This is a genomic window from Streptomyces chryseus (assembly GCF_014650755.1).
GTDB lineage: Bacteria > Actinomycetota > Actinomycetes > Streptomycetales > Streptomycetaceae > Streptomyces > Streptomyces chryseus.
In genome coordinates this window covers 96,223-115,168 of sequence record NZ_BMVO01000004.1, presented here as the reverse complement: position 1 = coordinate 115,168, position 18,946 = coordinate 96,223, and the positions used below count along the sequence as shown (strand labels likewise).

At 72.1% G+C, this 18,946-nt stretch carries 14 protein-coding genes; 9 read left to right on the top strand and 5 right to left on the bottom strand.

Going from position 1 to position 18,946, the window contains the following annotated elements:
* The first annotated feature begins 192 nt into the window (after nucleotides 1–192).
* Entirely contained in the window at nucleotides 193–2,982 is a 2,790-nt protein-coding gene (locus IE185_RS09435; RefSeq protein ID WP_189714985.1) for an alpha/beta hydrolase, read from the top strand.
* A 222-nt stretch (nucleotides 2,983–3,204) separates the two neighbouring features.
* A complete protein-coding gene (locus IE185_RS09430; RefSeq protein ID WP_138898970.1) occupies nucleotides 3,205–3,447 on the top strand; it encodes an FG-GAP repeat protein in 243 nt (80 codons plus the stop codon).
* Between the two features lie 39 nt (nucleotides 3,448–3,486).
* On the opposite strand, the gene IE185_RS09425 is transcribed toward IE185_RS09430, so the two are convergent.
* Both IE185_RS09425 and IE185_RS09420 read right to left on the bottom strand, forming a co-directional pair.
* A complete protein-coding gene (locus tag IE185_RS09425; protein WP_138909620.1) occupies nucleotides 3,487–3,903 on the bottom strand; it encodes an ATP-binding protein in 417 nt (138 codons plus the stop codon).
* Between the two features lie 187 nt (nucleotides 3,904–4,090).
* Nucleotides 4,091–4,507: an acyl-CoA thioesterase gene (locus IE185_RS09420; protein WP_138899683.1), complete on the bottom strand. Its 417-nt coding sequence runs from the start codon at nucleotides 4,505–4,507 to the stop codon at nucleotides 4,091–4,093.
* 179 nt (nucleotides 4,508–4,686) lie between these two features.
* Between IE185_RS09420 and IE185_RS09415 the strand changes: the two genes are divergently transcribed.
* The 7 genes from IE185_RS09415 (at nucleotide 4,687) to IE185_RS09385 (ending at nucleotide 12,290) form a co-directional block, all read left to right on the top strand.
* Complete coding sequence (locus IE185_RS09415) at nucleotides 4,687–4,938, top strand: hypothetical protein (RefSeq protein ID WP_189714983.1); 252 nt, start codon at nucleotides 4,687–4,689, stop codon at nucleotides 4,936–4,938.
* A gap of 364 nt (nucleotides 4,939–5,302) precedes the next feature.
* The gene (locus tag IE185_RS09410) at nucleotides 5,303–6,409 is read left to right on the top strand and encodes a glycosyltransferase family 4 protein (RefSeq protein ID WP_138896507.1); all 1,107 of its coding nucleotides are present in this window, start codon (nucleotides 5,303–5,305) and stop codon (nucleotides 6,407–6,409) included.
* A gap of 82 nt (nucleotides 6,410–6,491) precedes the next feature.
* Entirely contained in the window at nucleotides 6,492–7,484 is a 993-nt protein-coding gene (locus IE185_RS09405; RefSeq protein WP_138896508.1) for a Gfo/Idh/MocA family protein, read from the top strand.
* Between the two features lie 71 nt (nucleotides 7,485–7,555).
* Complete coding sequence (locus IE185_RS09400; protein WP_189714982.1) at nucleotides 7,556–9,766, top strand: aminotransferase class I/II-fold pyridoxal phosphate-dependent enzyme; 2,211 nt, start codon at nucleotides 7,556–7,558, stop codon at nucleotides 9,764–9,766.
* A gap of 3 nt (nucleotides 9,767–9,769) precedes the next feature.
* The gene (locus IE185_RS09395) at nucleotides 9,770–10,204 is read left to right on the top strand and encodes an NUDIX hydrolase (protein ID WP_138896510.1); all 435 of its coding nucleotides are present in this window, start codon (nucleotides 9,770–9,772) and stop codon (nucleotides 10,202–10,204) included.
* Entirely contained in the window at nucleotides 10,201–11,103 is a 903-nt protein-coding gene (locus IE185_RS09390) for an inositol monophosphatase family protein (RefSeq protein WP_138896511.1), read from the top strand. Before IE185_RS09395 ends, IE185_RS09390 begins: the two co-directional genes overlap by 4 nt.
* Nucleotides 11,100–12,290 carry an MFS transporter gene (locus IE185_RS09385; RefSeq protein ID WP_170198330.1) on the top strand — a complete coding sequence of 397 codons (1,191 nt, stop codon included), beginning with the start codon at nucleotides 11,100–11,102 and terminating at the stop codon, nucleotides 12,288–12,290. The genes IE185_RS09390 and IE185_RS09385 overlap by 4 nt, the downstream gene beginning before the upstream one ends.
* Nucleotides 12,291–12,432: 142 nt before the next feature.
* Here IE185_RS09385 and IE185_RS09380 read toward each other — a convergent pair whose 3' ends face one another.
* The 3 genes from IE185_RS09380 to IE185_RS09370 form a co-directional block, all read right to left on the bottom strand.
* On the bottom strand, nucleotides 12,433–13,365 hold the full coding sequence (locus IE185_RS09380; RefSeq protein WP_138896513.1) for a nitroreductase/quinone reductase family protein: 933 nt from the start codon (nucleotides 13,363–13,365) through the stop codon (nucleotides 12,433–12,435).
* A 1,352-nt stretch (nucleotides 13,366–14,717) separates the two neighbouring features.
* A complete protein-coding gene (locus tag IE185_RS09375; protein WP_189715039.1) occupies nucleotides 14,718–16,457 on the bottom strand; it encodes a glycoside hydrolase family 6 protein in 1,740 nt (579 codons plus the stop codon).
* 278 nt (nucleotides 16,458–16,735) lie between these two features.
* Entirely contained in the window at nucleotides 16,736–18,403 is a 1,668-nt protein-coding gene (locus IE185_RS09370; RefSeq protein WP_189714980.1) for an RICIN domain-containing protein, read from the bottom strand.
* Nucleotides 18,404–18,946: the final 543 nt, after the last annotated feature.

The window sequence follows — 18,946 nt, the reverse complement described above, 5'->3', positions numbered from 1 at the left end:
GTGGCCGCCGCACGGCAGTGAGGGACCGGCGGCCCCCGGAACGGTCTTCCCGGGGAGCGACGCCCGGTCCGCCCGCCATCCCGTGCGTCCCACGAGGCAACCCACGGCCGTCAGTTGTCGTCCTCCCGGGGCGAGGGAGGCACCGGGGATTCCCGGGGCGTCCCGACGAGACCGATGCTGAGGAAGGCCACCTTGATACGTGTCACACGCGTGGTGACCGCTGCCACGGCGCTGCTCGCGCTGGCGGCGGCGGCACCGGGGACGGCGCACGCGCTGCCGTCCGCCGCTTCCCTGTCGGACGCGCCACCGGGAAGGACCGGCGGAGAGCTCCCGCCGAACTGGGAACTCACCGGCACGGGTGCCGGAAGACAACTCGTCTGGACGTCGCGCGGACACGTGCCCATGGGCGACGCCCGGGTCGAGTTCTACGCGGGCGACCGGCTGCTCGGCCGGCCGGTCGCCGCGAAGGACGGGCGCTCGTTCCGGCTGGACTCCGCCGGCGCACGGATCGGCCCGGCGAAGGAGCTACGCGTGATGGCCGGCGGACGCCGCCTGGACGCGGCCGGCCCCGACCCGGCCCGTGGGACCGTCTCCCCGCCCCCGGCGCGGCGGGCAGCCGCGCCCCTCCCCGCCAACGAGGTCGACCCGGGAGTGCCGGGCCCCTACCGGACCGTGAGCGGCGAATACGCCCTGAACCCGGTGCGGTTGCCCGGCTTCCCCGCCCCGGTGGAGATGCGCGCCGCGGTGGTGGGACCGGCCGACGCCCCGGGGAAGCGGCCGGTGGCGCTGTTCCTGCACGGCCGCCACTACACGTGCTTCAAGGCCGGCAGCGACGACCAGGGCGGCGACTGGCCCTGCAAGGCCGGCACCCGCCCGGTGCCGAGCCACCAGGGCTATCTGCGGGCGCAGAAACTCCTCGCCTCGCAGGGCTACGTGACGTTGTCCATCGCGGCCAACGGCATCAACGGTCAGGACCACCTCGCGGAGGACGGCGGCGCGCAGGCCCGCTCGTCCCTGGTGCGGCAGCACCTGGCCCGTTGGGCGGACTGGGCCGCCGACCCGGCCGCCGCACCGGCCGCCGTGCGGGCGGCCTCCCCGGCGGACCTGTCCCGCGTGCTGCTGGTCGGCCACTCGCGGGGCGGAGAGGGCGTCAACCGGGCCGCGCTCGACAGCCTCTACCGGCCGCCCGCCGACCAGGACGGACACCAGGGCGAAGCGCGGTGGAACATCCGCGGCACCGTCCTGATAGGGCCCACCGTCTTCGGGCAGAACCCCGCCCCCGAGGTGCCGTCCATGACGATCCTGCCCGGCTGCGACGGCGACGTCTCCGACCTCCAGGGCGAGATCTACGTCGACGGAACGCGCGGCGTCAGCCGCGGCGCGGCACTGCACAGCGCCGTGTACATGGTGGGCGCCAACCACAACTTCTTCAACAGCGAATGGACCCCGGGGCAGGCCAAGGCACCCGCCGACGACGACTTCTGGTCCGGGGAGACACCCGACCCGGTCTGTTCCCCCGGCACGGCGACCCGCCTGACCGCCACCCGGCAGCAGACCGCGGGCGCCACGTACATCGCCGCGGCCGCCCGGCTGTTCGTCGAGGCCGACGACCGGGTGCGCCCCCTGCTGGACGGGAGCGAGCGCCGCGCGCCCTCGGCGGACCCCGCCCGCGTCCTCACCCACGCCGTCGGCGCGAACCGTACGACGGCCTTCCTGCCGGGACCCTCGGCGGTCGTCTCCGGAGGCCGGCTCTGCGGGCAGGTCGATCCCGATCCGGCCCGCTCCTGCCTGCCGCCCAACGGCGCGGGCGGCCGGTCACCGCACTTCGCCTCCTGGGAGACATCGCCGGAACCGGGCCGCGACGCGGTCGCCATGCGCTGGTCGAGCCCGGGATCCGCCGTCTCGGTGCGCCCCGCGGACCCGGTCTCCCTGGAGGGCGCCGAAGCGCTGGCGCTGCGGGTGATCGTCCCGCCCAACACCACCGGCACCCAGCTGGACATCACCCTCGTCGACGCCTCAGGTCGGCGGGCCACGCTCGGCCGGGCACGCGTCGACGGACTGCCGGGCAGCGAGCGTACGGCTTCCCACTGGGGGCGCGAGATACGCGTACCCCTGTCCGCCGCCGTCCGGTCCGGACTCGACCTGAAGCAGGTGAAGGCCCTGGAACTGACCCCGCGCAACCGGTCCGGCCGGGCCTGGCTGATGGACGCGTGGGGCTGGAGCCCCGGCACACCGGACGTGCGCCCGGCCGAACTGCCGCGCGTCGACATCGGCCGGCTGTCGGTCAAGGAAGGGAACTCCGGCGTACGGACCTACCGCGTTCCGGTACGGATATCCGGCCAGGGCAGCGGCCAGGTCCGGGTGTTCGTCGCCAGGGCGGGTACGGACGAGGTCACGCACCGGACGGTGACGGTGAGCCCGGGCAGCAACGCCATCAACGTACCGGTGCTGGTGCCCGGCAACACCCGGTACGGCAACGACGTCGCACATCACGTGTACGTCAAGGCGGTGCGCGGCGCGGCGGTCGGCTCCCACAGCGGCGGCGTGACCGCACGGAACGACGACCCGGTGCCCACGGTCCGGGTCAAGCCGGTCGCGGGTGAAGTCACCGAGGGCCGGAACCTGACCTGGCGGGTGTCGCTGGCGAAGGCCGCCGACGCGGACGTCATGGGCGAGTTCACGTTCCGGCCCGTCGACCACGGCAAGGAGCTGTCCACCCTGGACGTCGGCAGGAGCTGGCTGGAGGAGTCCCTCGGCGCGTCGCCGACCCCGGCCCGGCCCCTGTCCAAGGCCGTGGAAGGGCCGTACCTGCCGGTCACCATTCCCGCGGGCGAGCTGAGCACGGAGGTGACCGTGTCCACCGTCACGGACCGCGTGAGGGAGCCCAAGGAAGCGCTGAAGGCGCAGATGATGGTCTACGACCAGGCCTGGGAGCTTCGGCCGGGCCCAGTGGTCACCGGCTCGGTGCGGAACGCGCCCTAGCGCGCTCGCGCCGCACCGACCGGATCCGACCGACCCGACCACACGCCGACTGCACCAGTACACCGACCGCACCACGACACCGGCCTCCCCCAGGGGGCCGGTGTCCCGCTTCTGCGGCGGTAAGAAGTGGTGCCCCGGCTTTTCCGCGACCCGTACAACTTTCGCGCACCTCCAGCGGTCCTCTGTGCACCGGTCGGAACCTTCTCCCAGGACACGGCCGGGGTGCCCGGAGCCGCCGAGTCGCACGACCAGTTCGGCGGCTCCGGGCACCTCACGGACAGCACCGGCGACGGCCGCGCCGAACTGGTCGCGGGCGCCTTCGCCGAGAACGACGGCGCGGGCGCGGTCTGGCTCTTCAAGGCCGGTACGAGCGGGATCACCGCCACCGGTTCCACCAGCTTCGGCTCGACGTCCCTGGGTGGTCCCGCCGGTCTGTCGTACTTCGGCGACCGCTTCGCCAACTGACCCCACGCCGCGTGACGGACAGCGCGCCCCCACCGGTCGTCAGGGGTGCGCTGTCCGTTCGGGCAGGTGGGGCTTGAAACAGGCGGTGACGGTCTTCCCGTGCTGCTGCGCGTGGGTCTGCCAGCTGTCGGCGAGCGACTGCACGATGCTGACACCCCGGCCCGACACGGCGCCCGCGTCCGGGGTCCTGGGCGCGGGCATGGTGGCGGCCTCGTCATGGACGCTCACATGAAGACAGCTGTTGTCCCACGTCAGCACGAGTTGGGCGTCACTGTGGGCGTGCACGTGCGCGTTGGTGAGCAGCTCGGACACCGCGAGGACGATCTCGTCCACCGTCTCGGGCGCCTCGGCGGCCCACGGGAGGGAACTCAGCTGACGGCGCGTCCACTCCCGCCCCGCCCGCACCCCTTGGCCCGCCGGAAAGGTGTGGGCCCACCCTTTCGCCTTGACGCTCATTTGGCATGCTCCCGGAATCTCGTCCACCAGTGGCTGCACAGGCGAGTACCCCCTCAGGCCCGGAATCACCTCCGCGAGGAGACTTGGCCCGGAAAGGTCTGTACGAACCGGCGGCGACGCACAGGCGACGGCGAACCGGCGGCCGCGACGCGGTCCAGGAGCGCGGTCGCCACCCACCCGCTCGCGTTCAGCCGCTCAGCAGGTCCGGGTTGTCGGCCAGCGCGCCGAGACGGCCTCCGGGATCGGCGATCAGTTTCCGCGCGGACAGGTCGAGCATGCCGCCCACGCCGGAGATCTCCGCGGCGACCGTTCCGTCCTCCTTGATGATCTGCTGCACGATCCCGAAGGTCTTTCCCGTGCCGTAGACGAACTGGCAGGTCACCCGCACCCGCTCGCCGCCGCGCAGCTCACGCGCGTACTTCACCGTGACTTCCAGCTGTACGGGCCCCACGCCGTCGGCCAGGAGCTTCTCCTGCGGCAGCCCCGCCGCCCGTAGCAGTTCCCATCGCGCGTGCTCGGCGTACTGCAGATAGACGGCCTGGTTCACGTGTCCCTGGGTGTCGAGCTCGTAGCCACGCACTGTCACGTCGACGGAGAAGGTCATGGACGTCGTAACACCATGGCTTGTTCCGCCATTCCCGGGGCCGGGCGGTGCTGCTCCGAGCACACCGTACGACTACATCAGGTTCACCGAAATTGGGATGACTGGTGAAGGTCGAGGTGGGTACTCAAATAAGTTTCGTCGCTGTGAGTGCCGGTCGGCAGGCTGGGCAGACGACGCTCATGAACGAGGACCATGAGCCGGTCGGCAGCGAAGAAGCGACGACCGTGCCGACCGGCCGTGACCAGGCGGTGGACGGCGTGGCGGAAGCCTGGTCGGGCGCCATCAGTTCGGTACGTCGGCAACTGGCCCGGGTGCACGAGGGGCTGCCGCCCGTCGAGGAAGAGCCCCCCGCGCTGCCGCCCGTCGAGGAAGAGCCCCCCGCGCTCCCGCCCGTCGAGGAAGAGCCCACCGCGCTCCCGCCCGGAGACTGACCTGCCCGCACCGGTCCCCGACGTGCGACCGCCGGGAGAGCCGGGTGCTCGTACGGGCGGGATCCCGCCAGCCGGCCCCGTCCGTCGGACCAGCCCCTCCCGCACGCCGTCTCCTCGCGGAAGAGACCGGCCCGCACACGGACTTCCTGCTGGCGGCGACGGGCGGGGCACCGGCCGAGGCCGCTCCTTCCCCCCTCGCCCCCCGCCCGCTCGCCCGCCTCGCGCACCGACCCACCGCGTTCCGGCCACGGCCCACCGGGGCGGCGTTGACGCTGCGGACGAACGGGTGTTTGCCTGGTGCGGCGGCCCGCCTCCGGAGGGTCCGTAGGCACCGGACACCGTGACCACCGCGGGGTAGGTACACATGCTCGTCGCGCACTTCTCCAACGAATACCCGCCCGAGACCACCGGCGGCCTCGGGACGTACATGGAGGCCCTGATCACCCATCAGCGGAGCCGGGGCGACGACGTCGACCTCTTCTACCTCGGCCCGTCCCCCCTCTCGACGAAGTCCGTACACCTGCCGGCGTTCGACGGCGAACAGCCGCTGACGTACGCCCCCGGGGAACTGGCGCGCCGCTCGGGTGGACGCCGCTACGACGTCGTCGTGTGCCACGACTGGCCCGGGATCGTCGTCTCGCAGGAGCTGTGGAAGAACGGCGTCCCTCTGGTGTACACCTGCCATCTGCCTCTGACCTGGGACATCGGGGAGTTCGACGACGTCCCGTGCGCGTTCTCGCGGGAAATGGAGTTCTCCGCCCTGGCGCACGCCGACGCGGTGGTGGCGGTGAGCGCCTCGGTGGCAGGGGAACTGGCCACCCGCTTCCCCTTCACCGCCGGCAAGACGCACGTGATCCACCACGGCACCGATGTCGGCTTCTTCCGTCCGCCGCCGGACCGTTCGACGCGCGAGCCCGGGACCGTCGCGTACATCGGCCGCTTCTACGAGCAGAAGGGTTTCGATCTGCTGCCCGAGATCTTCGCCGCCGTACGCGAGGGCCGGCCCGAGGCACGTTTCGAGATCATGGGTGTGGGAGAGCTCGAAGCGCCGGTTCGCCGGCGGTTGCGCGAGCTGGACCTGCGGGACCGGGTGACCTGGCACCCGTTCTCCGGCCTGGACACCGTACGCGCCCTCTACCGGAGGGCCTCGGTGGTCGTCATGCCCTCGCGCCTCGAACCCTTCGGGCTCGTCGCCGTCGAGGCGATGGCGTGCGGAGCGCCTCTCGTGGCCGCGGACACCGGTGGTCTGGGTGAGATCGTCCGCGACGAGGACACAGGTCTGCTGGCGCCCCCGGGTGACGCCGCCGCTGCCGCGAAGTGCGTCATCAGGCTTCTCACCGAACCCGGGACGGCGGCCAGGATCTCCACTTCCGCGCGCGCCGCGGTCGTGCGGGACTTCGACCAGAGCCGCAACTACGAAAGATCCCGCGCTCTCTACCGCCGACTGGCCGGTGACGGGCCGTCGACGTGACGGCGCGGCGGACCCCCGCCCCGGCGGTACGCGCGCGGCCCCCAGCACGGTGGTGCGCCGCGCCGCCGGCGGGAGGGTGAGCATGCGGGTGGCAGTCGTGGGCGCGGGCCGGATGGCCGCCGTCCGTACGCGGGCCCTCGCCGACGTCGAGGGGGTCGAGATCTGCGGCGCCGCCTCGCGCCGCCCGGAGCGCGCGAGGGCGTTCGCCGCCCGATGGGACGCCGGATTCAGCACGGACCGCTACCAGGAGCTGGCTACGACCGCACCCGACGCCGTACTCGTGGAAGCGCCCCACCGGGTCCAGGACGAAGTGGTGCGCTGGGCCCTGGAGAGCGGACTGCACGTACTGGTGGGTGGCTGCCTCGCCGCCGACCTCCCCGCCGCCCGGGAGGTACGACGCCTCGCCGCCGCCCGGCGACTGGTCGTGGAGGCCGGGTATGAGGCCCGGTACAAGGAGGTGTGGCACCGGGCTGCCGAGCTGGTGGGGGAGGGCGCCGTAGGAGAAGTGCTCTGCGTCCAGAGCACCGCTCTCGTCGATCAGGATCCCGCTTCCTGGTACTACGACGAGGCCGCCAGCGGCGGAATGATCGCCACCCACCTGAGCTACGCCTTCCTCAACCCCCTGCGGTGGCTGTTCGGCATGCCGTCGACGGTGGCCGCGGTGACCAACCGCAAGGTGCGGACCCATCCGGGGGCCGTGGCACACGAGACCTGCGTCGCCACCCTCACCTTCGCCGGTGACGTGCTCTGCACCGCCACGGCCGGTTACGTCAAACCCACCGCCCTGTCGGCCTGGAGCGTACGGATCCTCGGCTCGGCCGGAGCCCTCGACATGATGCCGGGCGACGACGACCCGGGCCATCTGCTGCACTACCCCCGGCGGGGCGGCCCCCGCGCCCACACCTTCGACCACAACACCGCCTTCCACGCGCAGGCCCGGGCCTTCGTGGGCGCCGTCAGGGGCCACGAGAGCGTGGCGAACCCTCCCGAGGACGCGATCCTCGACCTGCACCTGTGCCAACTCATCGCCGATTCGGCGGCCCGGGGCGGCATTCCCCTCAGAACCGGCCCGTAACCCACCCCCGGGGGCGGGGCCGCCGATGACCCCCGCGAAGGTACCGGCAACCCAACCGTCAGGAGCACTCCGTGGCCGCATCATGGGGCTCGGCCCCAGACAGGACGACAGCACACCCTCTCCGCCGACGCGTCGTGGTGACCGGTGCCGGCGGCTACCTCGGTTCCGTACTCGTACCGAAACTGCTCGCGGCGGGGCACCACGTCACCGCCGTGGACACGTTCTACTTCGGCAGGAAGACCTTGGAGGGCAGCGAGGACCATCCTCGGTTACGGGTGGTCGTCGAGGACGTCCGGGGCCTGTCGCCCGAAGTGGTCCACGGCATCGACACGGCGATCTGCCTCGCCGCGCTGAGCAACGACCCGGCCGGTGACATCGACGAGTCGTGGACCGAGTCCATCAACGTCGACGCCACGGTCCACTTCGCCCGGATCGCCAAGGAGGCGGGGGCGAGGGCGTTCCTCTTCGCGTCGTCCTGCAGCGTGTACGGCGCGGGCGAGGAACGCTCGCTGCGGGAGGACGCCGAGGTGCGCCCCCTCACCGCGTACGCCCGCTCGAAGGTGGCCGCCGAACGGGCCGTGGCCGCCGAGTCGGGCCCCGGGTTCACCACCGTGTCGTTACGCATGGGCACCCTCTTCGGCACGTCTCCGCGCATGCGGTACGACCTGATGGTCAACGCCATGACCGCGTCCGCCGTGCTGCACAAGGAGGTCGGCGTCGACGGGGACGGGCAGCAGCGCCGGCCGCTCCTGCACGTGGCGGACGCGGCCGACGCGTACGTGCGGCTGGTGACCGACGCCGAGCGCCTGCCGAAGGCGTCGGCGGTCTACAACCTCGTCAGCATCAACGCCTCGGTTCGCGATGTCGCCGAGGAAGTGGTGGCCGCCGTACCCGAAGCGGACCTGGCCACCACCGCGAAGGGCCTGGACGCGCGCGACTACGCCGCCGACTCCTCGGCGATCGGCCGCGACACCGGCATAGCCCCGCGTCGCAAACCGGCGGACGGCATCCGCGAGGTCCGGGACTCGGCCGTCGCCGGCCGGCTCACCCCCGAGGAGGTCGAGAGCGCCAACACCGTGCGGACCCTCCTGACGCAGGCGAGGAAACCGGCCCTGCACGGCGGGGAACCCGTACGTCGCGACTTCCTGCCCCTCGCGAAGGCCGACATCGGACCCGAGGAGGAAGCAGAGGTGCTGGACACCCTCCGGTCGGGATGGCTCACCACCGGTCCGAAGACGGCGAGGTTCGAGTCGATGGTGGCCGAGTACGTCGGGAGCCGGCACGCCATCGCCACCAACAGCTGCACCGGAGCCCTGCACGTCGCACTCGCCGCGGTGGGCGTGACGACGGGAGACGAGGTCATCACCACCCCGGTCTCCTGGCCCTCCACGTCCAACGTCATTTGGCACCTCGGCGCCCGCCCGGTGTTCGTCGACGTCGAACCCGGGACCCTGAACATCGACGCCTCGCTCGTCGAGAAGGCCGTGACACCCCGTACCAAGGCGATCGTGCCCGTGCACATGGCGGGACAGGCCTGCGACATGGAGGCGTTGGAGAGCATCGCGGCCCGGCACGGCCTGGCGGTCGTCGAGGACGCCGCCCACGCGATCGGCGCCACGTACCGGGGGAGCCGTATCGGCTCGCGCGGCAACCCGACGGCGTTCAGTTTCTACCCGACGAAGAACATGACGACCGCCGAGGGAGGCATGCTCGTACTGGACGACGACGCACTCGCCCGCACCGCACGGATGCTGACCCTCCACGGCATCTCCAGCGACGCGTGGAAACGCGACAGCGCCACCGGCTCACCGCACTGGCACCTGCACATGCCGGGCTTCAAATACAACATGACAGACGTCCAGGCCGCTCTCGGACTGCACCAACTGCCCAAACTCGACGGGTACATCGACCGCCGCCAGCACCTTTCCGCGCTCTACACCGAGGGCCTCGCCGGCATCGACGGGCTCACGCCACTGCGGACCGCGCGCCCGCAGGACCGGCACGCACGGCACCTGTTCGTCGTCGCCCTGGCGGAAGGCACACCCGAATCCGACCGGGACCGCCTGCTGGCCCACCTCCGCTCCGAAGGCATCGGCGCCGGCGTCCACTTCCGCGCCACGCACCTCCAGCCGTTCTACCGGGAGACCCTCGATCAGGCGTGCCGCGACCTCCCCGTCGCCACCTCGCTCTCCGGGCGCATCCTCTCGCTCCCGCTCTTCCCCCTGATGAACGACCGCGACGTCGACGACGTCCTCGACGCGCTGCGGAAGGCCTGGGCCTGACCGATGAGCACACAGCAGTGGTCCCACGGCACCGTCGGCGTACAGGCCATCGTCCTCACCCCGTCCGAGGAAGTCCTCCTGCACCTGCGCGACGACGATCCGCTCATCCCCTTCCCCGGCACCTGGTGCATCCCCGGCGGGCATCTGGAACCCGGCGAGGAGCCGCTGGACTGCGTCGTCCGCGAACTCCGCGAGGAAATGCAGTGGTCCGTCGACCCGGGCGACGTGCGGCACCTGTTCTCGCGCCGGCGCACCTACGGCTTCGAGCACACCTTCTGGCTGCGCCGGGACGTGGACGTCGCCCGGATCGGGCTCACGGAGGGTCAGGCGGTCCGGCTGTACTCCCGGCCGTCCCTGTGGGGACTGACGCTGGGGTACGAGGACGGCGACGTACTGCGGGAGTTCTTCCGCGACCTCGACGCCGGGAGGCTGGCGTGATCGGGCCGCGAGCCGCCCGGCGGCAACCCGGCGCCGGTCCCGGCCCCGTCGGCGAAGACCTGTCACTCGCCCTGGCCGCCGACATGGCCCGGACGGCCGGCGCCCGCCTGCTCGACCTCTTCGCCCGCGGCGACACCCGCCCCGTCACCAAGAGCCCCGGCCAGCGCGGCAGCGCGGCGGACACCGAAGCGGAGCGGTACATCGTCGGCACCATTTTGACGACGCTGCCCGGACACCGCGTCGTCGCGGAGGAGTCCGGAGCGTGCGGACCCGCGTCCGACCACACCTGGATCGTCGACCCCCTCGACGGTACGCACAACTTCCTGCGGGGACGGCGCGACTGGGGCGTCAGCATCGCCTACGCCTACCGCGACACGGTGCTGACCGGAGTGTTCCACGCCCCGACCACCGGCACCCTGTACGCCGCCACCCGGGACGGCGGCGCGTACCGCGACGGACACCGCCTCCTCGTGCGGCCCGCGCCGCACCTCTCCGAGTCCCTGGCCATCTGCTCGGCCTCCGCTCCGCCGTGGCGGGACACGGCCCGCCGAATCCTCGACGGGCTGTGGGGGGCGGTCCTGGACCTCCGGATCACCGGCTGCGGCGCAGGCGCGCTCTGCCAGGTGGCGGAAGGGTCCGCGGACGTCTTCGCCGAGGTCGACGGCGAGAGGTGGGACTACGCGGCAGGCGCGCTCATCCTGCGCGAGGCCGGCGGGACACTGACCGACTTCGCGGGCGGCCCGGTCACCGCACGCTCCTCCACCGTCGTCGCGGCGGCATCACCAGACCTGCACGCCCAGGCCCGCGCCGTGATCGGCGGCGAACCGCCGGGCGCCCGGGCGGCCCCACCGGGCGATGGGCGCGGCACACCGCACGGGCCGCCGGGGGAGGGCCGGTGAACCTGCCGACGAAAAGCAGCGCGGACCTCACCCGTCCCCGAACCGCCGTCCTCGCCCTCTTCTTCGCCAACGGCGCCCTGTTCGCGAACTGGGCCCCTCGCATCCCCGCCGTCCAGAGCGGGTTGGCGATCGACGCCACGCTGCTGGGTGTGGCCCTCACCGGGCTGGGAGCGGGCGGCCTGCTCTTCACCCTCACCGCCGGAACCCTGGTCGACCGCGTCGGAAGCCGACGGGTCCTGCTCGCCGCCACCGCCGCGCTGTGCGCCGGACTGGTCCTGCCCGCCCTGGCCCCCACCTGGTGGGCCCTGTGCCTCGCGCTCGTCGTCCTGGGAGCCGCCGACGCCGCGATGGACGTCGCGATGAACGCCCAGGGCGTCCTGGTGGAGCAGCGGTCCGGGCGGCCCCTGCTCAACGGCTTCCACGCCTCGTGGAGCGTCGGGGCGGTGGCGGGCGGACTCGCCGGCACGGCGGCCGCGGCCCTGCGGGTGCCGCCCGCGCCGCACTTCCTGGCGACCGGCGCCGTCCTGGGCGCGGTGGCTCTCGTCGTACGACACCGCCTGATCGACGACGAGGAGAGAGCCGACGCGCTCGACACGGGCACGAAGCGCCGGCGCGGGATCACCCGGCCGCCGCCCGCACTCCTGCTGCTCGGTCTGATCGTCGTGTTCGCGGCCCAGATCGAGGACGTCCCGCAGTCCTGGAGCGCGGTCTATCTCTCCGACCTCGGAGCGGGGCCGGGGACGGCCGGTCTCGCCTTCGTCGCCTTCTCGGTGTCCATGACGGCGGGCCGCCTCGTCGGTGACCGGATGGTCGAGCGCCTCGGCCCCTCGGTGGTGGTCACGGGCGGAGGGCTGCTCGTCGCCCTCGCCTTCGGGATCGCCCTCCTCGTCGCCTCGCCGCTCGCGACGATCATCGGCTTCGCGCTGGCCGGCCTCGGCGCGAGCCCGATGTTCCCGGTGGCCTTCAGCATGGTCGGCCGGGTGCCGGGGGTCCTCCCGGGCGCGGGGATCGCCACGGTGTCGCTCGTCTCACGCATCGGCTTCCTGGCGGCGCCGCTGCTGGTGGGCGGCCTGCTGGGGGTCTCGACCTTCCAAGTGGCCCTGTCCGTCGTCGTGGTGGCGGCCGTGGGCGCCGCGGCTCTGGGGCCCCGCCTGGGCCGGCTGCAGGACCGGCCGCCGCCGGACTGACGACCGGCCGTGCGGGCGGGAGCGGCGGCCCGGGCCGGCGGCGCGAGCCGAGCGTCGCACCGGGCCAAGTACCCACCGGTGCCCGCGTCCGGCCGGGACCCCGGCCGGACGCGGGCACCGGCCCGACGCGCCTCGCGCGATCTCAGGGGCGGCTGTTCTCGGCCGTCCCCTCCGGGGGAGCCGGTGGCCACGGTACGTCGGCCAGCAGCGGGAGGAGTGCTTCCTCCTCGTAGTCGAGGTGTGCGTTCAGTTCCGCCGACATCCGTGCGAGCTCGGTGCGGAAGCGCCGGGGCTCGGCGACGCCGATGCCGGACAGGAGCGACGCCAACTCGCCCTGGATGCGGGCGACCGTACGGTGCTCGGCGTGCAGGCGCTCGAACGTGCCGGCCAGGTGGGGGTGGTGGTGCGCGATCCCGGGGAACAGGTGCGCGTCCTCGCTGGTGTGGTGGAACTCCAGCGTCTGGCAGAAGGCCAGGCACCGCTGGCGGATCTGGAGCCCCAGGCTCGGGGCGGGAGGTTCACCCGGGCCGTCGTGCACGGCCCGCGCGGTGAAGTGTGCCTCCACCTCGGCGCTCACCTGGCGGAGCTGTGCGCGCAGCCAGGTGTGCACCTCCGTGAGCTTGTCGGCGAGGTTGTCGATGCGGCGCGGTCCGTCCCAGGCGTCGGGCTCGGCGCGTTCCAGGACGACGACGGGGAGAGGGCGGCTGGTTCGGGCCTGGTACTCGGCGTACCCGGGCTCCACGCTCAGGACGTGCGCGAACAGTTCCTCGCGTCGCACCCCCTCGGCCGGGACCGCCAAGGCTTCGAAGGTCCGGGTGCCGAGTTCCACCTGGACCAGCGGGTGGGCGAGCAGGTTGTGGTACCAGTCGGGGTGCTGCGGGGCCCCCATGTTGGACCCGATGACCAGGAGCGAGTCTCCGTGGCGGACGTAGCCGAGCGGCGTGGTCCGCTCCGCCCCCGACCTGGCGCCGGTGGTGGTCAGCAGGAGCAGGTCCGAGCCCGCGAAGGGGCCGCCCACCTTTCCCGCGTTGGCACGGAACTCTTCGATGACAGAGGTGTTGAACGACGTGGGCATGACGGTGTGGTGTCTCCGGAAAGCAGGTGTGTCCGCGAGTGTGCGGCACATGGCCGGTGGTGAGGTGCGCGGGACGCGGCCGGACACCGGGCCGTGCGGTGAACGCGGGTGCGCGAGCCGTCAGGGCGGGGCGGTGTCCGGGCGTCGAGAGCCGGCACGCGCGGGTGCCGGGGCGAGAGGAGCCGCAGACGCGGTGCGGCTGCCCGGGGTTACGTACAGGGCGCGGAGTACGGACTCATGACGGACCCTTTGACTGCAAGGTGCTCGCCCGGTCACCGACCGGCCCACTGCTCTTTGGTCGGTGCCACGCGGCACGTGCCCATTAAACGTATTTGTAGGGCGCCCTGTCAACGTGCCCTGTCAGCGCCGGAGGTCGCGCGTCAGGGAACCGAGAGCGCTCCGGCCGTCAGCCGGCCGGGGCGACGGCGTCTATACGGCGCTCGACACCAACTCGACGAGGTCGGACACGCGCTGCCGCCACCGGTGCGTTCGCCTGCAGTAGGCGCGGGACCACCTGCGCCCCGTCGTCGGCCGGAAAGGCCGGCCGCACCACCTGCACGGCCGCAGCGCCATCCTGTCGTCACCGGTCGGCATGTACCGTCCCCCGTCCTTCGTAGCCCAGCCAAGGCGCGACCATAGCCAACCTCGGGGGTCGGGCCGCCGTCGGGTGGTGCCGCGCGGCTCCGGGCTCGGCATCGGTGGTCGTGAGGAAGCGGCGGGCGTACGCCGATACACCACCGAACGCTTCTCCGACGTGGTTTCCACCGTATGGGCGCGACAGAATCCCGCTTTCCGCGCCATGAATAAATCTGTCATGGCGGTAGTAGACATTGGCGCTTCCTGGGGTATGGTTTTCCTCGTAGCCAGGACAACGAGTGAGGCGCGGCAGGGATGAACTGCCGCGCACGCGGGTGGGAAAGAGCAGTGGCACGGCGGTGGAGCAGCAGGGCCGGACGCATCAAGGGGTCCTGTCGCTGGTCGCCGGGCCGGCGGCCCACAGGGGCCGCGAGAAGTTCCGCGGTTCCAGCGGTACGACAGGTTGAACGCACGGAAGAAGGAGGCAGACGCCATCAGGATCGCCCGGGTGAGGACGAGTCCGCCCGGGTACCGAAGACCCCGGAACGAAAGGTGGTCACCGGTCACACATCCGCGATCCCCGCACCCCGCCCGTCACTTCGGCGGCGATGCGGACACATGAATCCGGCCCAGCAGTAGCCGGCAGATGGTGTTGCAACCCCCGGGACCCCGGTGCCGCACGGCACCGGGGTCCTTCGACGCACGGCGTACCTCAGCTGCCGCCGGTCTCGCGGCGCGTGTCACCGGGCGGGATCGCGCGCCGCGCCGGTCGTGGGCTACAGCGCCGGGTGGGCGTTCTTCATGAGCTCCTGGAACTGGGCCGAGAACCAGTGGCCGGAGACGGGGGCGTTCCCCAGCGCGCCCGACATGTTGTTGTTGTTCCGGGGGTTGCCGGTGTACGTCGGGTCGCACATCCGGTCGAAGCCCTTGCCCTCGTCGTTGGGGATCGCCTTGCTCGACCCGTCGGACTCGCCCGGCGGCTTCATCCAGACGTACGCGTCGATGCCCGCCGCCGGTGCCGAGCGGGGCCGCTCACCGAGGCCCGCGCCCGCCTGGTTGCACCAGTTGCCGAGGTGGATGCGCCGGTCGTAGCGGCCGCCGTCGACAAAGGTGTCGACGCTGGTCCGCGCTCCGGGGGCGGAGGGCCTCGCCGTCCCGCCCCAGCCGTTGCGGGAGGTGTCGATCAGCATGCCGAGGCCGGAGTCGAAGCCGAGCGAGACGAGCTTGGCCCGCATGGCCTGGGCGTACGACAGCTCGTCGGTGTACCGGTTCCAGTCCACCCACTTCGACTGCCGCACGGACGTCCCGTTCACACTGTCGTCGATGGTGAAGTGATCCTCCTTCAGCGCGCTGTAGTTGGCGGTGTTGACGATGAAGCCGTGCACCTTGGCGAGGCTGGAGCCCTCGGCGGTCGCGGCCTGCTTGAAGAGTTCGGCGGAGGCCCCGAAGTTGTCGTCCCAGCCGAGCCATCCGTGGTGGCCGGCGTCCACGTAGTTGTAGACGGTGGGGACCGCTCCCAGCTTGTTCAGCGCGTACCCGACGCCCTTGATGTAGTTGCCGTTGGCCTTCATGGTGTCGCAGTTGGGGGTGGCGGTCGCCCGGGGCGTGACGTTGGTGACCAGGTTCGGCAGCGAGTCGATCTCGACGGTGGTCACGATCCGCAGGCCGGCGTACTTCGGGTCGCCGAGTATGGCGGCGATCGGATTGATGTACTGCGTCTTGTACGCGTCGATCTCGGTCGGGCCGAGCTCCCCGTTGGAGGCGAGCGCCGCGCAGTCGCGGCCGGGCAGGTTGTAGATGACCAACTGGACCACGAGTTCGCCGGCGCCCTTCTGCCTCAGGGCCTCGTCGAGGTGAGCGCGCAGCCCCATGGTGCCGTTGCCACCCGCGACGGCGGCCGTCCTGTCCAGCCAGACACCGGTCGGCTGCCCGGCGATGCGGCTGCCGCCGGGCTCGGCCGCGGCCTTGGCGGACCACTCGGGGTTCACGTACACCTTGGCGCCGGCGTACGGGTTGTCCACACGGCCACCGGGCGGGTCGGTCGGGTCCGGGGGGTCGGTGGGATCGGTCGGGTCGGTCGGACCGGCGTTGCAGGTCACGCCGTTCAGCTTGAACGCCGTGGGTAAGGCGTTGCTGCCGCTGTACGAGGCGTTGAAGCCGAAGCCGGTGGAGGCTCCGGTGGCCAGAGTGCCGTTGTACGAGACGTTCTTGGCGGTGACGGCGGCGCCGGCCTGGGTGATCTCGGCGTTCCAGCCCTGAGTGACCCGCTGGCCGCCGGCGTAGGACCACTCCAGCTTCCAGCCGTTCACCGGGTCACCGGTGTTGGTGACGGTGACGGCGGCTCCGAAACCGGTGCTCCACTGGTTGGTGACCTTGTAGTCGACGGTGCAGCCGGCAGCGGCGGCGCCGGCCGGGGTGGTCAGGGCTGCCGCGGTGCCGCCGGCCGCCGCGATCACGGCGCAGGCCGTGATCAGGGCGGTGTGCCGTGCGGAAGGCGGGGTGGTGCGGCGCGTCATGGTGTGTCGCATGAGCGAGTCCTTGTCGGTCGGGATCAACTGACGGAATCGCTCCCACTGGTGTTCTGGAAGCTAGCACTGAGTTGCTCAGGGCAACAGAATGGGTCGCAAGTTTTCTGAAAACACGCTGCGGAATTGGTTCGGGCGACGCCGATTCGTGCTGCGGCTCTTGACACTCCTCTGTCACCGAGCAACTTTGGGAGCGCTCCCACTGGTTTTCCGCACTTCCCACCGAGCTCCCTCGTCACACGCCAGGAGAGAGGCTGCCCATGCCCCCTTTACCCGGCTTTCCGCTCCCACGGCTCGGCCTTCTCACGCGCACGTTCCGGTGGCACGTCCGACGCGGACTTCGCCGACGGAGCGCCTGTGCCGGTGTCCGGCCGGGATTCGGGCGCGGCCGTCGACGCGTCGAGAACCCACTTCTGCTCCACGGAGCCGTCGCGGATCTTGACCACCACGTCCGCCCCCTTCTCCGGGGACGCGGGTACGACCGCGAGCCCTTCGCGCCGCTGGGGGAGCAGTTGGCCCTGGACGGTCAGGTCGTAGCGCAGGCCGCGGAAGTCCGCCGCCTTGGCGCCCACGCACCGGGCGAGGGTGACCGCGCCGTCGTCCGCTCGGGAGTCGAGGCACAGTTGCGGGTCCGCGAGGCTCCGCAGCAGACCGTCGGTTCCGTACGACCACTGCTGGTTCTTCCCGGCGGAGCAGCCGCTCATCGTCGTACCCGCGCCGGACCGCGCATCGCCGCCCCGGACGTCGAGGCACAGGTCCGTCCCGGCGTTCCGGAGCCGGGCGTGGCCGAAGACCCCGGGGAAGCCCGCGGAGGTGGCCGGTGGCGGCACGGCCGGGGGGCTCGCTTGGCTGCCGGTCGCCCCCGGGGAGGCCGCCGGCCCGGCGCCACGGCCCTCGTCCGACGAGAGCGTGGTGACGAGGACGGCCGAGAGCACGGCTGCCGAGGCGAGCCCGGCCCCGGCGATCACGGACATCGAAGGCATCCGCGACGGAGTGCGGCGCACGTCCGGCGCGTTCGTCCGGGACAGCAGGCGGTGGCGTCCGCCCTCCGGGCGACGGCCGGCCTGGCCGGGTACGAGACCCGGTCGCGCCCCCCGCGTACCCCGGCCCGGCCGCGATTCCAGGTAGCGCCGGGCGCCCCACCCCAGTACCGCCTCGCTCAGCAGGACGCCCAAGCCGGTGGTGCAGAGCGCGAGTTGCTCGGCGGCGTGCCGGCAGTAGCGGCACTCCAGGACGTGCTCGCGCACGTCGGGCAGCAAGGCGCCGCCGCGACGGATCGGTATGTCGAGCAGGCGGTTGTAGAAGCGGCATTCGGCGGCCGGCGCGAGGTCCCTGTGGGCCCGTACGCAGCCCGCCCGGAACTGTTCCCGCGCCTGTTCCAGTGTGGCCGTCGCGCTTCCGGTGTCCATGGCCAGCAGACCGGCCGGTACGGATATGGGCTCGGCTTCGACCTCGGTGTGCCACAGCAGGCACTGGGCGGATCCCGGGAGCGCCTGGAACGACCGCTCGGCGAGCGCGCGGTGCGACGCATCGGCCTGGGCGGCCGCCCGCATGCCGCGTGCCCCGGCCGACTTCCTCAGTTCCGGCAGCAACCCGGACACGTGGTCGTCGCCGGACCACGCCGTGACGGTTTCCCGTACGGCCACCAGGAGCCGCGGGCGCAGCGCGTCGCCCGCATCCCGTTGCCGAAGGCGCTCCAGCACCTGACGGAACGTCGCCGCGGCCGCCATCGAGGCGGCATGTCCCGAGGTGCCGAGGCAGATGGCCGCGTAGTCGTACGTCGGCTGCCAGTGCCGTGCGAGCAGCAGCGCGAGAGGGCGGGCGGCATCGCCCTGCGCACGGCCCGCCGCTTGGGCGGCCAGGCTCTCGTCGGACTCCTGGGGAGCCGCACCGGGGCGAGGGGGGTACGACGGCCGAGGGGGGTGGGGGGTGTACACGTACCAATTCCTTCCAGGGCGCCAGACGGGAACGCAGCGTTTCCGCTCGGAAAAAGGCAGCCCGGCGCCGGCCAATTCCTCGGTGAGGCACTAATGAGGTCGACCGGTGCGGAATTCCTGAGCGGGGTGAATGGATTGGACCAATGCCTCTGGTGAGGAAGTTCACCCTCGCACAAGTGACTCATGGGAAACAAGGCGCGCGAGTGATCTCCATTCGCCCGGAAATGGAGCTCGACCACTGTTACCGGCGGTACCCGCACCCACTTTCGAAAACCGGGAGTGGCGCGGCTCGTTGCCGCACGACGCGCACAGCACCACCTCATGTGCCGCCCGCCCCGGTGGTCCGTCAGAACGTGACGGACGAGCCGGGCGCGTTCTCGTGTGCGCTGTCACTGATCATGTACGGGACTCCTTGGACCTGCGGGCAACCACAGGCGCTGCGACAATCGTTGCGGCCGTACCATCGTGCCCTGTCCTTGAGGAGCCGCCCGGCCGGTCACACCCCGGCGCGCCGTCCGGCGCGGAATACAGGGCGCAAGGAAC

Excerpts from the sequence above, each read along its gene's own strand:
- IE185_RS09420 (WP_138899683.1), bottom strand. The coding sequence starts at position 4,507 with ATGACCTTCTCCGTCGACGTGACAGTGCGTGGCTACGAGCTCGACACC.
- IE185_RS09410 (WP_138896507.1), top strand. The coding sequence starts at position 5,303 with ATGCTCGTCGCGCACTTCTCCAACGAATACCCGCCCGAGACCACCGGC.
- IE185_RS09405 (WP_138896508.1), top strand. The coding sequence starts at position 6,492 with ATGCGGGTGGCAGTCGTGGGCGCGGGCCGGATGGCCGCCGTCCGTACG.
- IE185_RS09415 (WP_189714983.1), top strand. The coding sequence starts at position 4,687 with ATGAACGAGGACCATGAGCCGGTCGGCAGCGAAGAAGCGACGACCGTG.
- IE185_RS09425 (WP_138909620.1), bottom strand. The coding sequence starts at position 3,903 with ATGAGCGTCAAGGCGAAAGGGTGGGCCCACACCTTTCCGGCGGGCCAA.
- IE185_RS09380 (WP_138896513.1), bottom strand. The coding sequence starts at position 13,365 with ATGCCCACGTCGTTCAACACCTCTGTCATCGAAGAGTTCCGTGCCAAC.
- IE185_RS09375 (WP_189715039.1), bottom strand. The coding sequence starts at position 16,457 with ATGACGCGCCGCACCACCCCGCCTTCCGCACGGCACACCGCCCTGATC.
- IE185_RS09395 (WP_138896510.1), top strand. The coding sequence starts at position 9,770 with ATGAGCACACAGCAGTGGTCCCACGGCACCGTCGGCGTACAGGCCATC.